This window comes from Paenibacillus sp. FSL H8-0315 (assembly GCF_038005365.1).
Classification (GTDB): domain Bacteria; phylum Bacillota; class Bacilli; order Paenibacillales; family Paenibacillaceae; genus Paenibacillus_AQ; species Paenibacillus_AQ odorifer.
This window is the reverse complement of sequence record NZ_JBBOTA010000001.1, coordinates 6,536,876-6,555,027: the sequence shown is the minus strand read 5'-3', so window position 1 is coordinate 6,555,027 and position 18,152 is coordinate 6,536,876. Positions and strand designations below refer to the sequence as shown.

At 41.8% G+C, this 18,152-nt stretch carries 10 protein-coding genes; 1 reads left to right on the top strand and 9 read right to left on the bottom strand.

Annotation, left to right across the window (positions count from 1 at the left end; genetic code table 11):
* Positions 1–1,231: 1,231 nt before the first annotated feature.
* Positions 1,232–2,788, bottom strand: coding sequence for a stage V sporulation protein B (gene spoVB, locus MHB56_RS28675; RefSeq protein WP_339174202.1), 1,557 nt, complete (start codon positions 2,786–2,788; stop codon positions 1,232–1,234).
* Positions 2,789–3,258: 470 nt separating this feature from the next.
* Here spoVB and MHB56_RS28670 point away from each other — a divergent pair, with 470 nt between their 5' ends.
* Entirely contained in the window at positions 3,259–6,738 is a 3,480-nt protein-coding gene (locus tag MHB56_RS28670) for a sugar-binding domain-containing protein (protein WP_341144297.1), read from the top strand.
* Positions 6,739–6,830: 92 nt separating this feature from the next.
* Here MHB56_RS28670 and MHB56_RS28665 read toward each other — a convergent pair whose 3' ends face one another.
* From MHB56_RS28665 to MHB56_RS28630, 8 genes are all read right to left on the bottom strand, one after another.
* A complete protein-coding gene (locus MHB56_RS28665) occupies positions 6,831–9,620 on the bottom strand; it encodes a glycoside hydrolase family 3 C-terminal domain-containing protein (protein WP_341144296.1) in 2,790 nt (929 codons plus the stop codon).
* A gap of 180 nt (positions 9,621–9,800) precedes the next feature.
* The gene (locus tag MHB56_RS28660; protein ID WP_076125716.1) at positions 9,801–11,282 is read right to left on the bottom strand and encodes an Lsa family ABC-F type ribosomal protection protein; all 1,482 of its coding nucleotides are present in this window, start codon (positions 11,280–11,282) and stop codon (positions 9,801–9,803) included.
* A gap of 301 nt (positions 11,283–11,583) precedes the next feature.
* Entirely contained in the window at positions 11,584–12,492 is a 909-nt protein-coding gene (locus MHB56_RS28655; RefSeq protein ID WP_339191021.1) for an NAD(P)/FAD-dependent oxidoreductase, read from the bottom strand.
* A 279-nt stretch (positions 12,493–12,771) separates the two neighbouring features.
* Complete coding sequence (locus MHB56_RS28650; RefSeq protein WP_076184561.1) at positions 12,772–13,284, bottom strand: DinB family protein; 513 nt, start codon at positions 13,282–13,284, stop codon at positions 12,772–12,774.
* A 413-nt stretch (positions 13,285–13,697) separates the two neighbouring features.
* A complete protein-coding gene (locus MHB56_RS28645) occupies positions 13,698–14,243 on the bottom strand; it encodes a CueP family metal-binding protein (protein ID WP_076125722.1) in 546 nt (181 codons plus the stop codon).
* Between the two features lie 213 nt (positions 14,244–14,456).
* Positions 14,457–15,323, bottom strand: a complete 867-nt coding sequence (locus MHB56_RS28640) for an SDR family oxidoreductase (RefSeq protein ID WP_339174188.1) — start codon at positions 15,321–15,323, stop codon at positions 14,457–14,459.
* Between the two features lie 196 nt (positions 15,324–15,519).
* The gene (locus MHB56_RS28635) at positions 15,520–17,271 is read right to left on the bottom strand and encodes a sensor histidine kinase (protein ID WP_341144295.1); all 1,752 of its coding nucleotides are present in this window, start codon (positions 17,269–17,271) and stop codon (positions 15,520–15,522) included.
* Positions 17,268–18,023: a response regulator transcription factor gene (locus MHB56_RS28630; protein WP_076125728.1), complete on the bottom strand. Its 756-nt coding sequence runs from the start codon at positions 18,021–18,023 to the stop codon at positions 17,268–17,270. Before MHB56_RS28630 ends, MHB56_RS28635 begins: the two co-directional genes overlap by 4 nt.
* Positions 18,024–18,152: the final 129 nt, after the last annotated feature.

Here is an 18,152-nt window from a genome sequence, read left to right as displayed (position 1 = left end):
ACTCAGTAATACTCAGTAATACTCAGTAATACTCAGTAATAACTTGCGTTGTCCTGCTCCACTTTTTAACTGTCTCGTAAAAGCTTGAATCGCGCCCTATGCCGTCCTTTTTGACAAACTCTCCTTATCAGTTCTTACTTAATAGTCTACATCTCCATTTCAGTCGGTCCGTAAACGGGTACGACCCAGTAATGCAACCAAATCATTCATTAAATGCCATAGAGATTGGTATATCAGCTACCCTACCCTCTCCAATAACTTACTCCAGTACGTATTCCTTTGTTCAAACTAAACTACATGTTTTCTTTCCATAAAGACCGCCTACTATTTCTTTTAGTAAAAAACAGCAGAGCAGCGATCATCCGTTATAGGAGAATTGTTGCTTTGCTGTTATGAACCGGGGGTAGAATGCTTTTGTCCGTTGTACCTACCTCTAAATCACCCAGTCTTGATCAAGTTTAGAGCTTTTCGGACTCAGAAGACGCTATTTGCTTGTTTTTAGGATTTTTAGTTAGGTTACGGACTCCAGTGCAACTATTCCTCAAAAAGAGAGCCATTTTTGGTTTTTTTCATGGTAATAACTGCGATGGGGTCCGATAAAATTCCAAATGTAAGCTAAATCTGCTCTTAAGGTCAGCTGTGTCCGATAGAAAATACGTGTGCGAAAAATGTTACCTAATCAATCCAATTTGCTATTTGGAGCAGCCCTATAGAAATCACTTAGATTACTTATGAGATAGATTCCATTTTTGCATGGAGTCAATTGAGCGTAGTTAACACATAGTCAATCAGGCGCAATCTCCGATAATCAAGGATCGCTGCCTGATATTTTGGATCACTGGCGTTTTGCCTGAGCAAATTATGACTGTAACTTCTGATATCCCCACTCCGTATATTTGTAGCGCAAGATTTTAACGCAATCTGATGAAATAACTGTATTTTATACACTTAATCCATATTGCTAGGGAATAACTCCGACTTTAACTGCATTCTATACAATTAAAATCAAGAGAAATCACCTAATAGGCTTAAACTCGTGAGAATAGATGTAAGAAATACAGCTATTTTCAATGTGTAACTGTTTTGAACGATTATAGCTGCACAAAATACAGTTAAACACCTCGCTGCTCCCCATCCATTACCTTCATCCGCCTCCATACTGTTACACAGAGGGTTGCATAATCAGTCAATTTACTTTTTGGAGCACGGTACCGGAATATCCCCTCCTCTTTCAAGAAACAGGTGTAATCGTTGGTGGTTTCGGTGCCCTTTCCCACGCATGGGTTACCTGCAATGTTGCTGCATAGGTGATTAACGAAACAAGCAACGCTCCGAACAGTTGAATAATCTGCCCCAGGTCCAATCGCTCCAGAATTCCGTGAGCCGCCAACCCGCTAAGCGCCATGACAATTCCTCCTGCTCCAACCTTGAATACAATACGAAAGTCAAAATAAAACCCGATCGTTCCTGCCACAGATAAAAAATTCAACAGTGTCAGCAGCAAGAGCCCCAGTCCGAATCCCATGGCCACCCCTTCGATTCCAATATTAGAACCTAGAACAAAGATCGCAATCACTTCAAAGACATTCGTAAGAATATGATTCCACATAACCGTTGATGCTTTCCCCAAACCAAGCAAAATTGCTTGCAGTGGCGCTCCGAAATAATAAAGAAAAAATAAGGGTGCTATTAACTTTAACAGCTCGCCCGCTTCTGGCGAATGATAGATCATGGTTGTTAAGGGTACAGCCCATAAGTACAGGATGATTGTACATGGGAAACCTACTATAAGCGCGGATCGCATAGCCATATCCATCCGACTATGCATAAGCTTGCTATTGTTGCTCACACTTGCTTCGCTGATCGCCGGAATTAATGCAGTCGACAACGATTGTGTGAAGAAGCTGGGGAGAAACAACATGGGAAGAGCATAACCCGCCAGAAGTCCGAATTGCTTGGTCGCCATCTCAACACCCACACCAAACAGTACTAGACTTTTCGTAATCAGCAGTGGTAGAAAGGCATGATAGAGAGAATGAATAAAACCGCTGCCTGTCATCGGTAAGCCGATGCGCAGCAAATCTCTCAACGTACTGTCTCCTTTAAGTGAAATTCTTGTCGTAGGTGGTGAAGAGGTTTTGACCTTACCTCGATTTGCCCATTTGAAAACAGCGAATAAATAGAGCAAACCAAAACCTTCCCCAACAACGGAGGCAGCCATTGCACCAGCAGCCGCATAGGCAATACCGTAGGGCAACAAAACGTTGACCACACCGATAATGACAATGATTTGCGCCAGATTCTCAATAATATCGGAAAAGGCAAGTGGGTTCATGTTCTGTTTTCCACGAAAATAACCTTTCAGTACAGCAGACATCGCAATAATTGGAATGATCGGCGTAATAGCAACCATAGCATAATACGCCCGCTGATCGGCCAAAAAAATCGATGCGATCCATTTGGAGCCAAACAGAGCCACTAAAGTTAATATAATACTCAACGTACCCGTAATGCTTAAGGATACTGTGAGAATACGCTTTACTCGCGCTTCATCCTGCTTAACCTCAGCTTCCGATACAAGCTTTGAAATCGCAACAGGAAGCCCCAGCTCTGTCAGCGTAATAAATAAGGGAAGCAGTGGATGAGCAATCATAAGCAGCCCTACTCCCTCTGCTCCCAAAAAACGTGCCAGCAAGACTCCGTTCAAAAAACCAAGCCCTTTTGTGAAAAATGACGACACGGTTAATATGAACGTGCCACGAATAAAACTTTGTTTACGCATCCCCATTTATACGCATCTCCACCTATGGTTTGTCCTGTCCTTCTTTCTAACTTATTCGAACAAACACAAGTACATGCAGACAAGTATTTGTAAAGTATTAAATCAGCAATAAGCCCGACACATCTAAGCCGGTATACCAGGCATTTTCCTCACTTTCATTAGCTTCTGTAGCAATAACATTTTTCATAGACCAGAGATACTTCTCTGTATTGTTCATTAGTACTGTTTTTGTATAAATTTCATCCTCCGCAATAAAAGATATATTAAGAAATAAATAGATAATTTACCAATGGCATGTTATCATTTTGAATGCGATTTCAATAGCTTTGTTATTACAGTTTTTTTATTCTTCTTCGTGAATGTCTTTTTGCAAAATCTTTGATATGATAAAAAAGAATACAAAAGGCTTTACGGAAATCATTCACATCGTTAATAACCACTTCTAAATTTTCCAAAGATAAAGGAGAACTTCATTCATGAGTCAGAAAACAAGATTAAATAATGACTGGTTATTCAGCAAACAGCCGCTTAAGTCCACTTTAGAATCGGTGATAGCAGCTGATTCGGAGTGGATCGACGTAACCTTACCCCATGACTGGCTAATTTTTGATACACATAATCTATATGAAAGCGGAGAAGGCTGGTACCGTAAAAGCATAATTATAGATGAGAAAGTGCCAAATAGTCGTGTCTCGCTTCGTTTTGAAGGCGTATACATGGACTCCACTCTCTATGTGAACGGCCATATCGCAGGCGTCTGGAAAAATGGATACTCCACCTTTGAATTAGATATCACGCAATACATTATTGAAGGTATCAACGAAATCTATGTTCAAGTGGTTCATGAGTCTCCTAATTCACGCTGGTATTCCGGTGCGGGCATCTATCGGAGTGTATGGCTGAAGACGTATCCAGGGACACATATTGTGCCTGATGGTATTTATATCTCTACTCATAAAAAAGAGGATTCCTGGAATGTTGAGATAGATACCGAAGTATTGTGCAATGATCTATTACAAACCGCAAATCACTACATAATTCGTCACAGTATACTGGACGCTTCAGGTATCTGTATCTCTCATGCAGAGAATGAAAGTCCAGTACAAGTCGGGTCTGCTGTATCCAGCTCTGCCCTCTTATCCGTCAATAATCCAATGCTCTGGGATATTAACCAGCCTTACTTATATTCCCTAAAAACTGAACTGCTGGAGAATGATCAGGTAATTGAAGAAGAAATCCAAACCTTCGGATTCCGTACGATGGAGTTTGACAGCCAACAAGGTTTCTTTTTGAATGGCCGAAAGGTGAAGATTCATGGCGTATGCCAACATCATGATTTGGGATGTTTGGGGGCTGCGGTGAATAAGGTAGCTCTAAAAAGACAGATTATCCTCCTGCAGGAGATGGGCGTAAACGCTATTCGTACGGCCCACAATATGCCAGCCGTTGAACTGATGGAACTAGCGGATGAGATGGGCGTGCTCATAGTTTCCGAAGCATTCGATATGTGGGAACGCAGTAAAACTCCTTTTGACTACGCCAGATTTTATCCGGATTGGTGGAAACAAGATATTGCCAGCTGGGTACGCCGGGATAGAAATCGCCCCTCCATGCTCATGTGGAGTATCGGAAATGAAATATACGACACCCATGCTGATGAACGTGGGCAAGAGTTGACCATAGAATTACGCGATCTGGTGCAGGTTCATGACCCTAAAGGAAATGCAGTAGTTACTATCGGTTCCAACTATATGCCATGGGAGAATGCACAGAAATGCGCAGATCTAGTGAAGTTCGCAGGATATAACTATGCTGAAAAATACTATGACCAGCATCATGAGGAACATCCCGACTGGATTATTTATGGTAGTGAAACTTCGTCTACTGTACAGAGCAGAGGCATCTACCACTTCCCTTATGCTCAGTCTGTATTGTCTGACGATGATGAACAATGCTCAGCCTTAGGGAACAGTTCTACTAGCTGGGGTGCCAAAAACACAGAAGCTTGCATCATCGCAGATCGTGATGCGACCTACTCGCCGGGACAATTTATTTGGACTGGATTTGACTATATCGGGGAGCCAACCCCGTACTTCACTAAAAACTCGTATTTCGGTCAACTGGATACCGCAGGATTCAAAAAGGATTCCTATTATATTTATCAAGCAGAATGGACGGATTACAAGGTCGCCCCGATGATTCATATTTTTCCGTACTGGGATTTCTCTAAAGGGCAGCTTATTGATGTGCGAGTATGCTCCAACGCACCACAAATCGAATTGTTCTTTAATGATCAATCCATGGGCACGGTTAACATTGACCATAAACATGGTAAAAAGCTGCTTGGGGAATGGCAGCTCCCCTATAGCGATGGTACTCTGCGAGCAGTCGCTTATGATGAACACGGAGTGCAGATCGCTGAAGATACGGTAACTTCTTTCGGAGATTCGGCCACTGTGGTCATGAATCCTGATAAAACTCAGTTGACTGCTGACGGATCGGACTTGGTATTTGTTGAGATCTCGACTCTCGATCAAGAAGGACGTCCCGTGGAGAATGCCAATAATCGTATTCAAATCTCTGTAGAAGGGCCGGGGCGTCTTGTTGGTTTGGATAATGGTGACAGCACTGACTACGATTCATATAAAGGAACAAGTCGCCGGATGTTCAGCGGCAAATTGCTTGCGGTCATTGCCTCTTCATTGGAGTCAGGTACAATCGTTGTACGTGCATCTTCCCATGGCTTACAGTCTGCTGAGCTTACACTGACTTCCGAAGCACGAGAGCTAGATCATTCTAAGGACGAAGAGCTTATACTTTATCAGCATTCGTCACAATCACTATCGGATGTGAGCGAGTTATCCCAAGACTATTTATCAGATGAAATTCCCGTTCGCAAGCTGGAAATCATATGCCCACAAGGAAATCAACTAACGAAGGACACTCGAGCACTTCCGGTTCGTGTGCAAATTCATCCAGAGAACGCAACCTATCAGGAAATTGAATGGCGAGTTACGAATGCTGCCGGTATTGACGCCAATATAGCCGTTCTTGAGGCAAATGGGCATGAAGCAGTAATATCGGCATTGGGAGACGGAGACGTCTATGTACGGTGTGCAACGAAAAACGGTGCAGATCAAGTGCGCCTGTACTCGCTTATGGAATTCCATATTCGAGATATGGGAGCTGCCTTTTTGAATCCTTATGAGTTTGTTTCCGCTGGTTATCATAGCAATACGAGCCGGAACTTAACAAATGGGAATGAACGCGGAGTGGCTACTGCAAGAGAAGGAGAAAGCTGGATCTGTTTCGACAACATCGATTTCGGTGATTATGGAGCTACTGAACTTACCCTTCCTATCTTCGCGCTAGATAACGATAAATATACGATTGATATATGGAAAGGTACTCCGGATGCTCCAAACGCAGCTCTGCTGACACAGGTAACCTATCAAAAACCTTCCATATGGAATGTATATCAAGAGGAAACCTACTCATTACCTGAGCGAATAAAAGGTGTCACCACCCTTTGTTTTGTTCTTCATAAAAAGATTCATCTCAAGGGCTTTCAGTTTAACAAACCTTTAAAAGCGTACGAACAACTTAACGTTCTGGAATACAATCAGATTTATGGGGATTCCTTTACACTGGCAGATGGACAAATCAAAAATATTGGTAACAACGTCTCTCTCATCTTTAAAGATATGGACTTCGGTGATACTGGAAGCACTAAACTAACCTTATGCGGGCATTCGCCTATCGATAAAAATACTCTGCATATTCTATTTAGCGGACCAGAGGGTGAAAAGAGACAGCTTGTGGAGTTTACACAGTCAAGTGATTATTGCGAAAGAGAATTTGTATTGGAGCGCATAACCGGTCCGCAAACCGTCACCTTTATATTTCTACCGGGGAGCCAGTTTGATTTTAAGTGGTTCCGGTTCCAAGCAGAGTAAGGTATTTTCAACTTTAAACTAATCGATTAGCAAAAGGAAAAACCCTGCGCATTAGCGCAGGGTTTTTCCTTTAACTTATATTTAGAGCTTACTTAGTCAACTTTATTAAATTCGATCCAGTCGATCTGTAAACCTGGTTTAATGAATTCCAGTTTCATTTCATAAAGACCTGCTTCGAGTTCTACTTTCACAAGCTTTTGTCTAATCCATTGACCTTCTGTCCCGTTGGTTTGAATGGTTGTCATCAATTGATCATTCAAATTAACATTGCATGCACTTTGAGCCAGCTCAGGCTCTGTTGACATGATATGCACGAGGATCCGATATTGTCCAGCTTGGCCAACTTCAAAGAAAGTCGATCCTTCAACGGCTGGCTTAACCTGTGGATTTTGAGATAAGGATTGTACTTGTTCTGCAGTAAGTGAAGGATTAGCCTTAAAGGACTCAACCGTTTCAACAATTTGCTGTTTTCTCGAGAATACTGGAGCATGTATGATGAACTCACAAATATTCATTGCAGAACGTTGCAGCTCTCCTCTAGTCAAAGATCCATTTTCCAAGGATTCAATGGTGTTGTCATTCCATCCATTAATTTCGGCGCCATAGTTAGCTACAACCATGTACAGGTCATTTTGTGCACGGACCATCCAATTTGTAAATTTCCGGTCTGCAGCTCCACCATTAACGACATCATTCATGATGGCCCACCAGTCTGTCATGACAATACCTTTGAAGCCCCATTCTCCGCGGAGAATTGTAGTGTTCAAATCGTAATTTGAAGCGGCCCAATGTCCATTAACAGGGTTATAGGAGGTCATAATTGAATTCGCTCCACCCTGCTTCACTGCAATTTCAAAACCTTTCAAATAAATCTCGCGAAGCGCACGTTCCGACACAACAGCGTCCACTTTACTGCGATGTTTCTCCTGATTATTGCAGGCAAAATGCTTCAGCGTGGCATTAGAGCCACCTTTCATAATCCCACGTGTACATGCAGCGGCAAACACCCCAGAAATCAAAGGATCTTCAGAAAAATACTCAAAGTTGCGGCCATTAAGCGGGCTGCGACGAATATTTAGACCTGGTCCAAGCAAGGTGTCTATGTTGTTTCGTACCAACTCTTGTCCTTCTAACACATACAGCTCTTCGACTAATTCGGCATTCCAAGTAGCTGCAAGAAGCGTTCCGATCGCAACCTGAGTCGCTTTTGCTCCACTATCCATACGAATTCCTGAAGGACCATCTGCCGTACATGCAACAGGGATTCCTAAGTTATATAGACTATCACTTACTCCTCCAAATGCAGAAGCTGTACCCGGTGTAACCAATGGGCTGCTCATACCTTCACCCCGTACAATGGCAGCCAAATCATCGTCACTAAGCTGGGCAATAAAAGCTTCCATACTAACTTTTTGTTCAAATACATCTCTTAATTTATGCCCTTGATTGCCTGTCTGGGAGATCGTTGTTGGTAGATTGCTCTCGATCCGTTCTGCTAACGAAATCTTGCGTGTTGGAACCTCTGCATAAACAAGTTCATATGAACCGTCTACTTTTTGAACACCTGGTTGCATTCTTGTAAAGCTTTGCGTGGGTGCAAGAGCTTCTTGTAACTGTTCCACAACTTGAAGAGTTTCCACGACATAGCCGCTATTCCCTTCAACTTTGACTTCCTCCACTTTTTTAACACTCGTTCCCACAAATATGCGGTACGTGCCTTCTTCTAGCACATAAGCGGAAGCATGCCCTGACACACCAGCATCATCATAGGAAGCCATTGAATGAACAGGGAAACTCACGGTAAGACGTTGAGCTTCGCCTGGCTGAAGGACTTCTGTTTTTGCGAAGGCTGCCAAAGCTTTAGCAGGCTGTCCCAATTTTCCTTGTGGAGCTTCATAATAGACCTGAACAACCTCTTTTCCAGCAAAGGTAGTTCCTGTATTAGTTACGGTTACGCCGACTTCAACATTAAGTTCGCCAGCTTTGTAAATAAGTTTAGCTTCTTCTGGCTCGAGCTTAAACGTGGTATACGATATTCCATAACCAAATTCATATTGAACCTTTTCTGGGCAAAATGTCTCGAAATAACGATAACCAACATAGATATCTTCCTGATAAAGGTTTGTAAATTCATTACCGTAGTTGTGTGTTGACGGGTAATCGTTGATGGAATATGCGATCGTGTCTGTTAATTTTCCGCTTGGAGTTACTTCTCCAGCCAGCACGTCCGCAATTGCATTACCACCTTCCATTCCCCCCTGCCAAGAGTAGATGACAGACGAAATCGGATTTTTATAGCTTTCATCGTTCAGCCAGCTCATATCAATAATATTAGAGACGTTCAGTACAACAATCGTTTGCTCAAAATATGTAGTTACCTGCTTCAGCATCGCTTTTTCATCAGCTGTTAGTTGGTAGCTTCCTGAACCATCGACATTATCCTGATCTTCTCCTGCTGTACGTCCGATTACAATGATTGCTTTGTTCGATTTACTTCTAGCCTCAGCTACCAATTCGTCGGATAAAAGCATTTCCTTCTGGTTCCATGGCTCTGCAGCCCAAACGCCGCCACCATTATCAAACGGATTTTGCTCAATCCACTTCTCATATACTGCTGCCAAATCTTCGTTGACCGTAAGGTTCTTTTTACTGCGAAGACCGCCCAGCAGGTTGGTCGTATAAGTAACATGAACACTACCGCCCGAACCAGTACCACTGCGATAATAATTCACTTGAGTTCTGCCAAAAACAGCAACATTATCACTTTCAGCAAGCGGAAGCACCTGATGATCATTCTTCAACAGTACCGCACCTTCTGCTGCTACCGTCCGGCTAAATTCTGCAAAACCTTCTAATGGAATTCCCACACTCTGTGTACTCAACTTGTTTCCTCCTGTTGTTCAATTCTATAGGTTGTTTCTTTAGGCATCAATTACATATCATAAAGTTTAACTATACCATTATAGTACATTGGATAACTGTAATATATATAATAATTATCTTTATTAATATAATAATATTGGTCTGTTAGAGTTGGAAATTTTCAATCGATGTTAAAAATATCAGCTAAGTTCAATGATCTTCGTGGCAACATTATGGCAAAATTCGCGATCATGCTCCACAAAAACGAGTGTTGGTGTATATTCAAGCAATAGCTCCTCAATTTGCATACGTGAAATAACATCAATAAAATTAAGCGGTTCATCCCAAATATACAAATGAGCTTTTTCACTAAGACTTTTGGCGATCAGGACTTTTTTCTTTTGGCCGCCACTGTAAGTGGATATATCCTTATCAAATTGAATTCTGGAGAAATCAAGCTTTCGCAGAATAGATTTAAAAAGACTTTCATCTATCCCATTCTCTCTAGCATAATCTGTTAAATCGCCCCGTAGATCTGAAGTGTCTTGTGATACGTAGGAAATGATAAGCTGGCTATCCTTAGTGAAGGTGCCGGTATAATCTATCTCCTCACCGCAGATCAATTTGATGATACTTGATTTGCCGGAACCATTTTTACCCGAGAGTGCAATTCTCTCCCCCTGCTCAATGGTAAAGCTTACTTCTGAACATACCCTTTTCTCTCCGTAAAAAACCGAAACATTGTCCAGCTCCGCAAGATGACGTTTATGATAAGCAAGCTGCGTAATCTCTAAGTTCTCAGAATTTTCGATGTTTTTAAGAAGCTTAGACTTTTCGTTGATGGCAGATTGCTGTCTCTGCTCGATGGCTTTAGAGCGTTTCATCATTTTAGCGGCCTTGTGTCCAACATAACCTTTATCTAACTTAGATCCAGAATTCCTAGTTCCATTTTTAGTTTTTTCCACCTCATGTGACCAGTTACCTGTTCGTTTAGATGAGGCTGACAAGCGTTTGATATCTCTTCTAAGTTTTTCGTCTTCCGCTATCTCAAAGTTATCTTGTCTGACTTTATTCTCCCACCAGCTAGAAAAATTGCCCTTTTGAATCTCTATATTGGTTTTGTTAATTGACAAGATGTGGTCCACACAATTATCAAGAAAGGATCTGTCGTGAGAGACCAGAATATATCCACTTTTCGTATTGAGGTAATCACTGACAAGCTTTCTTGCCGTCATATCCAAATGATTTGTAGGTTCATCAATCAACAGGAAGCTATTTTCCTTAATGAATAATGTGGCTAACAGCACTTTCGTTTGCTCTCCGTTAGACAATGAATCAAAGGGACGATATAACACATCCTCAGAAACCTTTAGCAAAGAAAGCTCACGCATTAACTTCCAATGAATATAATCCGGAAAAATCTCGCTGATCACATCTATGGTGTTAAGCTCCTTGTTATTCACCTGAAAGGGGAAATATTCAAAGCTGACATGAGCAGAAATATTACCGCTGTATTCATGCTTTCCAAGCAATAAGCTAAGAAATGTAGTCTTTCCTCGACCATTTCTCCCTGTAAAACCTAATTTCCAATCGGTATCGATTTGAAAGTTTACGTTCTCAAATATGTTATCGTAGCTGCCTTCATAGGCAAAGGTTAGATTTGTGACATTTATTAATGACATAAAATAATCCTCCTGTATTTTAACAAAATAAAAGCCACAAGAAAGTTACTTTCTTGTGACTCAAATAAATACAGCAAATCCAGCCCCAAATGGAGTTAGATATGGATATATTTTCGAGTGAAAAGAAGTAGTAACTTTCTTGCATACAAAGAATAAAACAAACGAAATAAACCATTGTTGTTGTTTTATTCATCATGGGACGCAAGAATAATTACTACACTATACTTTTCAACTCCGATCATTAATTTGTAATTATGTTATCATGCATATTTATTATTTTCAACTTCCTACCCATAATTCGTTAAAAAAGTTCAAATTCTTCTTCTATAAGATCCATATTTACACTCATAGCTGTCCGACTCCCGTCAGCCGCGGCAAACACTAACTGAGAAGGCATAAAATAAGAAACATCTCCAGCCGAATATAATCCTGGAATCGAGGTTCTCCCCGCACCATCCGTGCTAAACCCACCAGAATCATTCCGCTTTACAGTCAAATGGTCTACGATTGATGACGTTTGGATCAAATTCGGAGAAATAAACCCTCCCGTTCTTAAGATCTCAGTACCATCTGCAAAGCGAACCGCCTGAAGTTGCCCGTCATGACCCATAAAAGAGGAAACTGTTTGTTCATTGACTACAACTCCCTTAGCCTCAAGACTTTTTTTCTGTTCATCTGAAAGGAATGTCTTGCCGTTCGTGCAGATAACCAAATCTTTACTCCAATTGAGCAGCATTTTTGCCATATGAAAAACATGTGGATTTTCGCAAACAACGACAAGGGGTTGATCTCGTAATTCCCAGCCGTCACAATACGGGCAATTAAACAGACTTTTTCCGTATAATGGTCGTAGGCCCTCTATCTCAGGAAGGACCTCCTTTAACCCGGTCGCCAAAATCAATCTGCGAGCTTCAATGTGACGACCAAACGAATCATGTACCGCAAATCCAGAATCATTTTTGTTAATCGAAATAATCTCAGTCTGGATATGCTCAACTGACGGATAACGTAGTACCTCCTCATACGCAATGCGACGAAACTCGGCTGGTGTAACCCCGTCTCTTGTAATAAAACCATGTGATGCATGGGTAACAGCATTCCTTGGCTGATTATTATCAATTAAAGCTACTTTTCTTCTTGCCCTACCAAGAACAAGGGCTGCGTTCAAGCCTGCGGGTCCACCACCAACAATAATGCAATCGTAAATCATATGAATCATCTCCTATATGCAGATATTAAAGACTCTTTTTATCTATTATTAAACCAAAAAAATATTCGTTCCATCATAGACTTAACGAATCTATAATATCTCCAAATTAACTAAAGTGTCAACCCAAACTTTCCGATCCTCCGTGAGTTTTATTTAGTGTAATACTAGAAAAAAGTAAATAAGCCCATTACCGTATGTTTGGAGGTAACTTAATACTCCAATATATCAGGTAAGAGCTATATGTTGAACTTACTTGGCAGTGCAGGGCTTCCTCACTTATCAACCTTCACCGTTTGCTAATTCTAAATCATCAGCCGAGGGTCCGTAAAGACCAGGTACCGGCACGTCAAGCAGCCGCAGATAAATTCCAAGCTGCGCCCGGTGGTGAACCATATGATTCAATCCGATGGTACGAAGCGCAGCTGCCCGTGTCTGACGACGGATGATCTGCTCCCCGTTCCGCAAGGTCCACTCCGCGCCGAGCATCTCCACATTGCTTGCAGTAATTAATTCCTCAATCTCACGAGCTTTCAGGTCGAACTCTTGTAGAACCGCGTCGGGACTCTCCAGTGCTTCTCGTCGATATGCCACAGATGCCAAATCAAACTCCGAGTAAAGTAGAATTGCAGATTGCCAGCTCAGAAGGTTAACGAGGTGTGTGGCCAGCCCACCCAGGCTCATTGACTTAGAGTGTGGTTTCCATGTCATATTCTCTTGAGGCAGCTTCTCCAGTATCCGACGTGTACCAGCCAACTCTTGCAAAACATCCCCAATGATCAGCTCTTTAACCATTCATCTCTCTCCTCTCTTCTGTAAAGCAATTTCTTTTGATCATTCGTGTGATACTTTTGATTTCTTTTCCCAAACACTTTCTAACTCTCCGCTAGATCGGACCGAGGTGCACTTATTTCGTAGATTTATAGCATTTCACCAGGTTATCGGACCCAGATGCAGTTATTTCCCTAAATACACTCCAATTCTGTGCCAATACAAGCCAATAAGAGCTATGCAGTCCGATAAGCTTGAAAAATGCAGCGAAAATCTAAAATAGCTGCAATGGAGTCCGATACGATGGACATTTGGCGAAAGTCCAATACAGAATACATCAGAAGAAAGATCAAATTGGATTATGAATAACGACTTCGACATCGCTTAAGAAACATCCTGCTGAGCATTCGTTTTTCAAGTCTTCTCTCTGCAACTTTTTAGATACTTTCTGCCAATTGCATAGTGGTAACACATGTATTATCACTCTTAAAAGTGGAAAGCTCAGATTTTGCTGCTTTTCCATCCTGCTCAATGGTTACGTTATATTTTTTGTCCCGGGGTAACCAAAGATCAATAAATCCGTTAGATAGCGATTTCATTTCTTGATCCACAATCACATTGCCTTCGCTGTCTTCAATATATACTTTAAACTCATCATCCGTTAATTCCCCTTGGCAGCCAGTCAAGCTATGTGTTGCGCAAGGATGCGTATTCTCCACATATGGAGCTATAGAAACAAAAAACTCATCTTTAGGCAAGTCGTAAGTTTTCTCTTTATTGTTACTATCGGTTACAATAAGTTGCTCAGAAGTGATAGACGCGGACAGGTTTTCCAGACTGCTTGAACTATATTCTTGCACTAATTGCTTAATGTCGGTTGTATCTTGTGCTGAAGGCGTATCCTTATCGATACCTCCCAATAACAAATACGCACCTAATGCAACAACCGCCGCTCCCGATACCACCAAGATATTTCTTTTCATTTGTAATCATCTCCTTCGCTTATTCGCCAGATTATGTACTCACTCAAAGTATCTTCCATTTCTTTTAGTATAACTAGTTAAACTAAACTAACACAATTATGAACAAGGCAAAATAGTGAAAAGTTATGTATTTGATTCATCCTCTATCAACACAAAAAAAAGGCCTCCTCACTGGTTTTTCAACCTCGAGGAAGCCTTTTATCTTTTATATTATTATGCTTGTAAATTACCGACCATAACACGAATGACATCCGCAAGAGGAGTAGCTGAACGTTTCAGCAGTTTCTCTAAATCGCTACTTTCAATATTAAGCCAACCTTCACGAATCCCACGTTGTATAGCTACAACTATTGGAAGCGCAGCTTCTGGGACACCCACCTCCGACATGGTCTTGGCATAAGCCTCGTCGTCAACCTGGATTACTTTGATTTCTTTACCGATTACACTGCCTATGATCTCAGTCAATTCCTCTTGTGTTAAAGGGTTGCCAGACAATTCATACACTGTGTTCTCATGTCCGTCACCTGTCAGAACATTTGCTGCAGCTTCTGCATAATCTCCGCGTGTAGCCCAGCCAACTTTACCATTCCCTGCTGAAGTCACCCATGGGGCACCTGCTAGAGCACCTTGAATGGAGCCGATCTCATTCTCCAAATACCAGTTATTACGGAGGAAGCTGTAAGGAATGCCTGTTGCGCGAATAGCTTCTTCGGTGATGCGGTGAACTTCAGCAAGAAATAGTTCACTCTTGTCTGCTTGTCCTACACTTGTGTAGGCAATGAAGCCGACGCCTGCTTTTTCCGCAGCAGCAACAGCTGCTTTATGTTGACGAATCCGGGTTTCATTATCACCATCTGCAGATACAATTAATAATCGATCCACACTGGCAAATGCTGATTCCAGCGTCTCAGGTTGATCAAAATCACCATGACGGACTTCCACTCCACGTGCCTGAAGATCACTTGCTTTTTCTGGGTTCCGCACACTAACTACAAGATCACTTGCGGGTACAGTTTTAAGTAAAGCTTCTATCACCAATGATCCGAATTGACCTGTTGCTCCTGTTATTGCTATTTTCATTTTTACTTCCTCCTCAAATTAGGATGATAAATTTATTTTTAACCACTACCTGTAACCATTGTAGTTACAATAAGTTTGGATGTCAACTTATTTATGATCCCAACTCTGGCTGGATAATAAACAGAAGAACTAAAAAATTATATTCACAACAAAAAAACCACCGTCATTTCCGTTAGGAAAAACGCTGGTTCTATGATCAGCTCCAACTCAACTTAATAATGGTCCCTTGTCCAGGGCTACTCTCAACAGCAATCCTGCCCTCCATACATTCGATTAATCCCTTGGAGATCGCCATGCCAAGGCCGGATCCGTTGGAGCTAGATACCGTGTCCGTTCCTCGATAATAACGTTCAAATAGACGGTTAAGTGTGCCTTCATCCATTCCATCGCCATCATCGGAAAATTGAATAGTAAATCCACTGTCCAAGTCATTCATAGTAAGCGAAACCGTTAAAATCGTATCCGAGGGGTTATGAAGTAAAGCATTCGCAGTCAAATTGTTCACAACCCGCTCTAGCCATGGAGTATACAATCGGGCCCTCACTTCGTTTGGTGCCGGCACAAATATAATTCGCTGCTTCCCGTATTCGGGATTTGCAGCAGCTTGATCAAGGGTTTGATGTAACCAAGAGTTCAATTCCACTTCCATCAGCTCTGGTGGCTTGATCCCTGTTTTTAGCCGATAGGTCATGGCAAGATCACTGATCAGCATGTCCATATGGGCTGATTTATCCAGCATCGTCCTTGTAAACTTGCGAACTTCCTCTTTCGACCAATCATACGAAGGCTCCGCCAGTAAATGGGCATAACCAGTTATAGAAGATAAAGGAGTTTTTAAATCATGTGTAACACCTGCGATCCATTCTTCCCTCAAATTCTCTGTTTGTTGCCGCAACGCCTGATCTCTCTGCAAATTAGCAGATAATTTCTCTATGGATACCATAACATCAGAAAAAACCCGGTATCTCCGCCTCCATTTACCTACGTGGGTTCGACTACGACGATTTCCTTTACGGTCCATAGGCTCTGTATATATGGCATTTCCAATGGAATCGAGCCATACAAGCATATGCAGCATTGGCGCTCCAAACCTATGAGCTTGCCATAAAGAAAGCAATATAAATGCAAGCAATAAAGCAGCGAGCATTGCTAATGAGCCTTTAATGACAATTTTAACTTCTTCAGGTACCCATACCTTTTGTCCTGTATCTGCACCCTTTACGTTCGGTTGTCCAACGATCCATGTTTGGCCCGTTTGTTTATCAAAAGAAGATCGGACATGATAGCCGTAACGTTCACTGTAGAGAGTGCGTAGTGCTAGCTCTGGCACTGAGTACTTGGTGGGAATCATCTTTGGCCTATTATAGGAGAGCAGCTCCGTACCCGATGAATCAATGAGTTGAACAAAAGCCTGTGATGATTTAATTTCTCTTTCAATCGAATCAGGCAGAACCAGATCTCCATCTACTGCATCAAATGTACCTTCGCTCATTTTTTTTAACAGAGGATCTAGTATATTTGACGCGCCATAAAGAAGCGTGAATTGTCTCCCATTTTTCTCTTGAATCCATACAGCCAGTGTATACGGAAAAGGCTGAGTCCCTGTCCAATAGGCGACTACTTCACCCGGTCCATATTGAATTGGGACATCTTTTGGAGTGTTGTAGGCACTTTCAACTTTTCCATTTTCATCGATGTTTTGCAGCCAGCCCTTATTCTTCTTCACTTGCTCCAACAAGCTCGGGGAAAATTGAATGCCCTTCTCATCAATTTTGGAGGATTCAACCAGTTGCTCTAAGCCAACATTCGCAAAATCACGCGTAATACTGATATCGAGAAAACGCAACAGCATCCAAGTAAACGTTACTGCTGCAATAGCGAGAACAACCATTCCCGTAATTGCTAGCTGTAGAACGAACCTTAACGTTAACCGACGTTTGATATTCATGGCATAGACAACTCCTGGCGGTCTACCTTCACCAGCTTATAACCAAGACCCCTAACGTTAACAATAAATTTTGGATCGGACGGGTCTGCTTCGATACGTTCTCTAATTCGATGAATATGAACCATGACCGTATTATCATCGCTCAGTGCTTCATCGCCCCATACTTTCTCATATAACTCACTTTTGCTGAAAATCTGATTGGGATGTTTGCATAAGAAGACCAGCAGTTGAAATACAAGTGCCGGACAAGCAACAGACTGACCCTCTACCAGGAGTTCTCCCGCTGTCTCATCTAGCTTAAACCTTCCGTAATCATATACATTTGCAGATTTATGGGGGACTATTTCTACACTCTTGCCAGTAGCCTGTTGGTTAGCAGAAGCAAAATATCTCCGCAGTTGTGCTCTTATACGAGCCACCACTTCAAGCGGGTTAAAGGGCTTGGTAATATAATCATCTCCGCCTATAGCAAATCCCGTTAATTTATCGAAATCAGACGTTCGCGCAGTCAGAAAAAGAATAGGGGCATCCGTCGTCTGACGGATAAAAGGGCAGATTTCGATACCACTTCGTCCGGGCAGCATTACATCCAGCACAATTAAATCATATTTTTTGGATTCACAGGCACTTACTGCTTCTTCACCTGTTTGCACTGTATCTATATTGGCGTAGCCTTCCTTACGCAGCACTGTCTCCATAATGTCTAAAAGCGATACCTCATCATCAACCAATAAAATTGAAGCCTCATTCATATAAATTTTCCCTTTCACAATAGACGTTTTTATCATCATAGCATGATTTTTTTGGCTAGCAATCTTACTAATCTTAACGGAAGCTTAATTCGTATTCATTATATAGCTAGTAAATTATGTAAGTGTTAA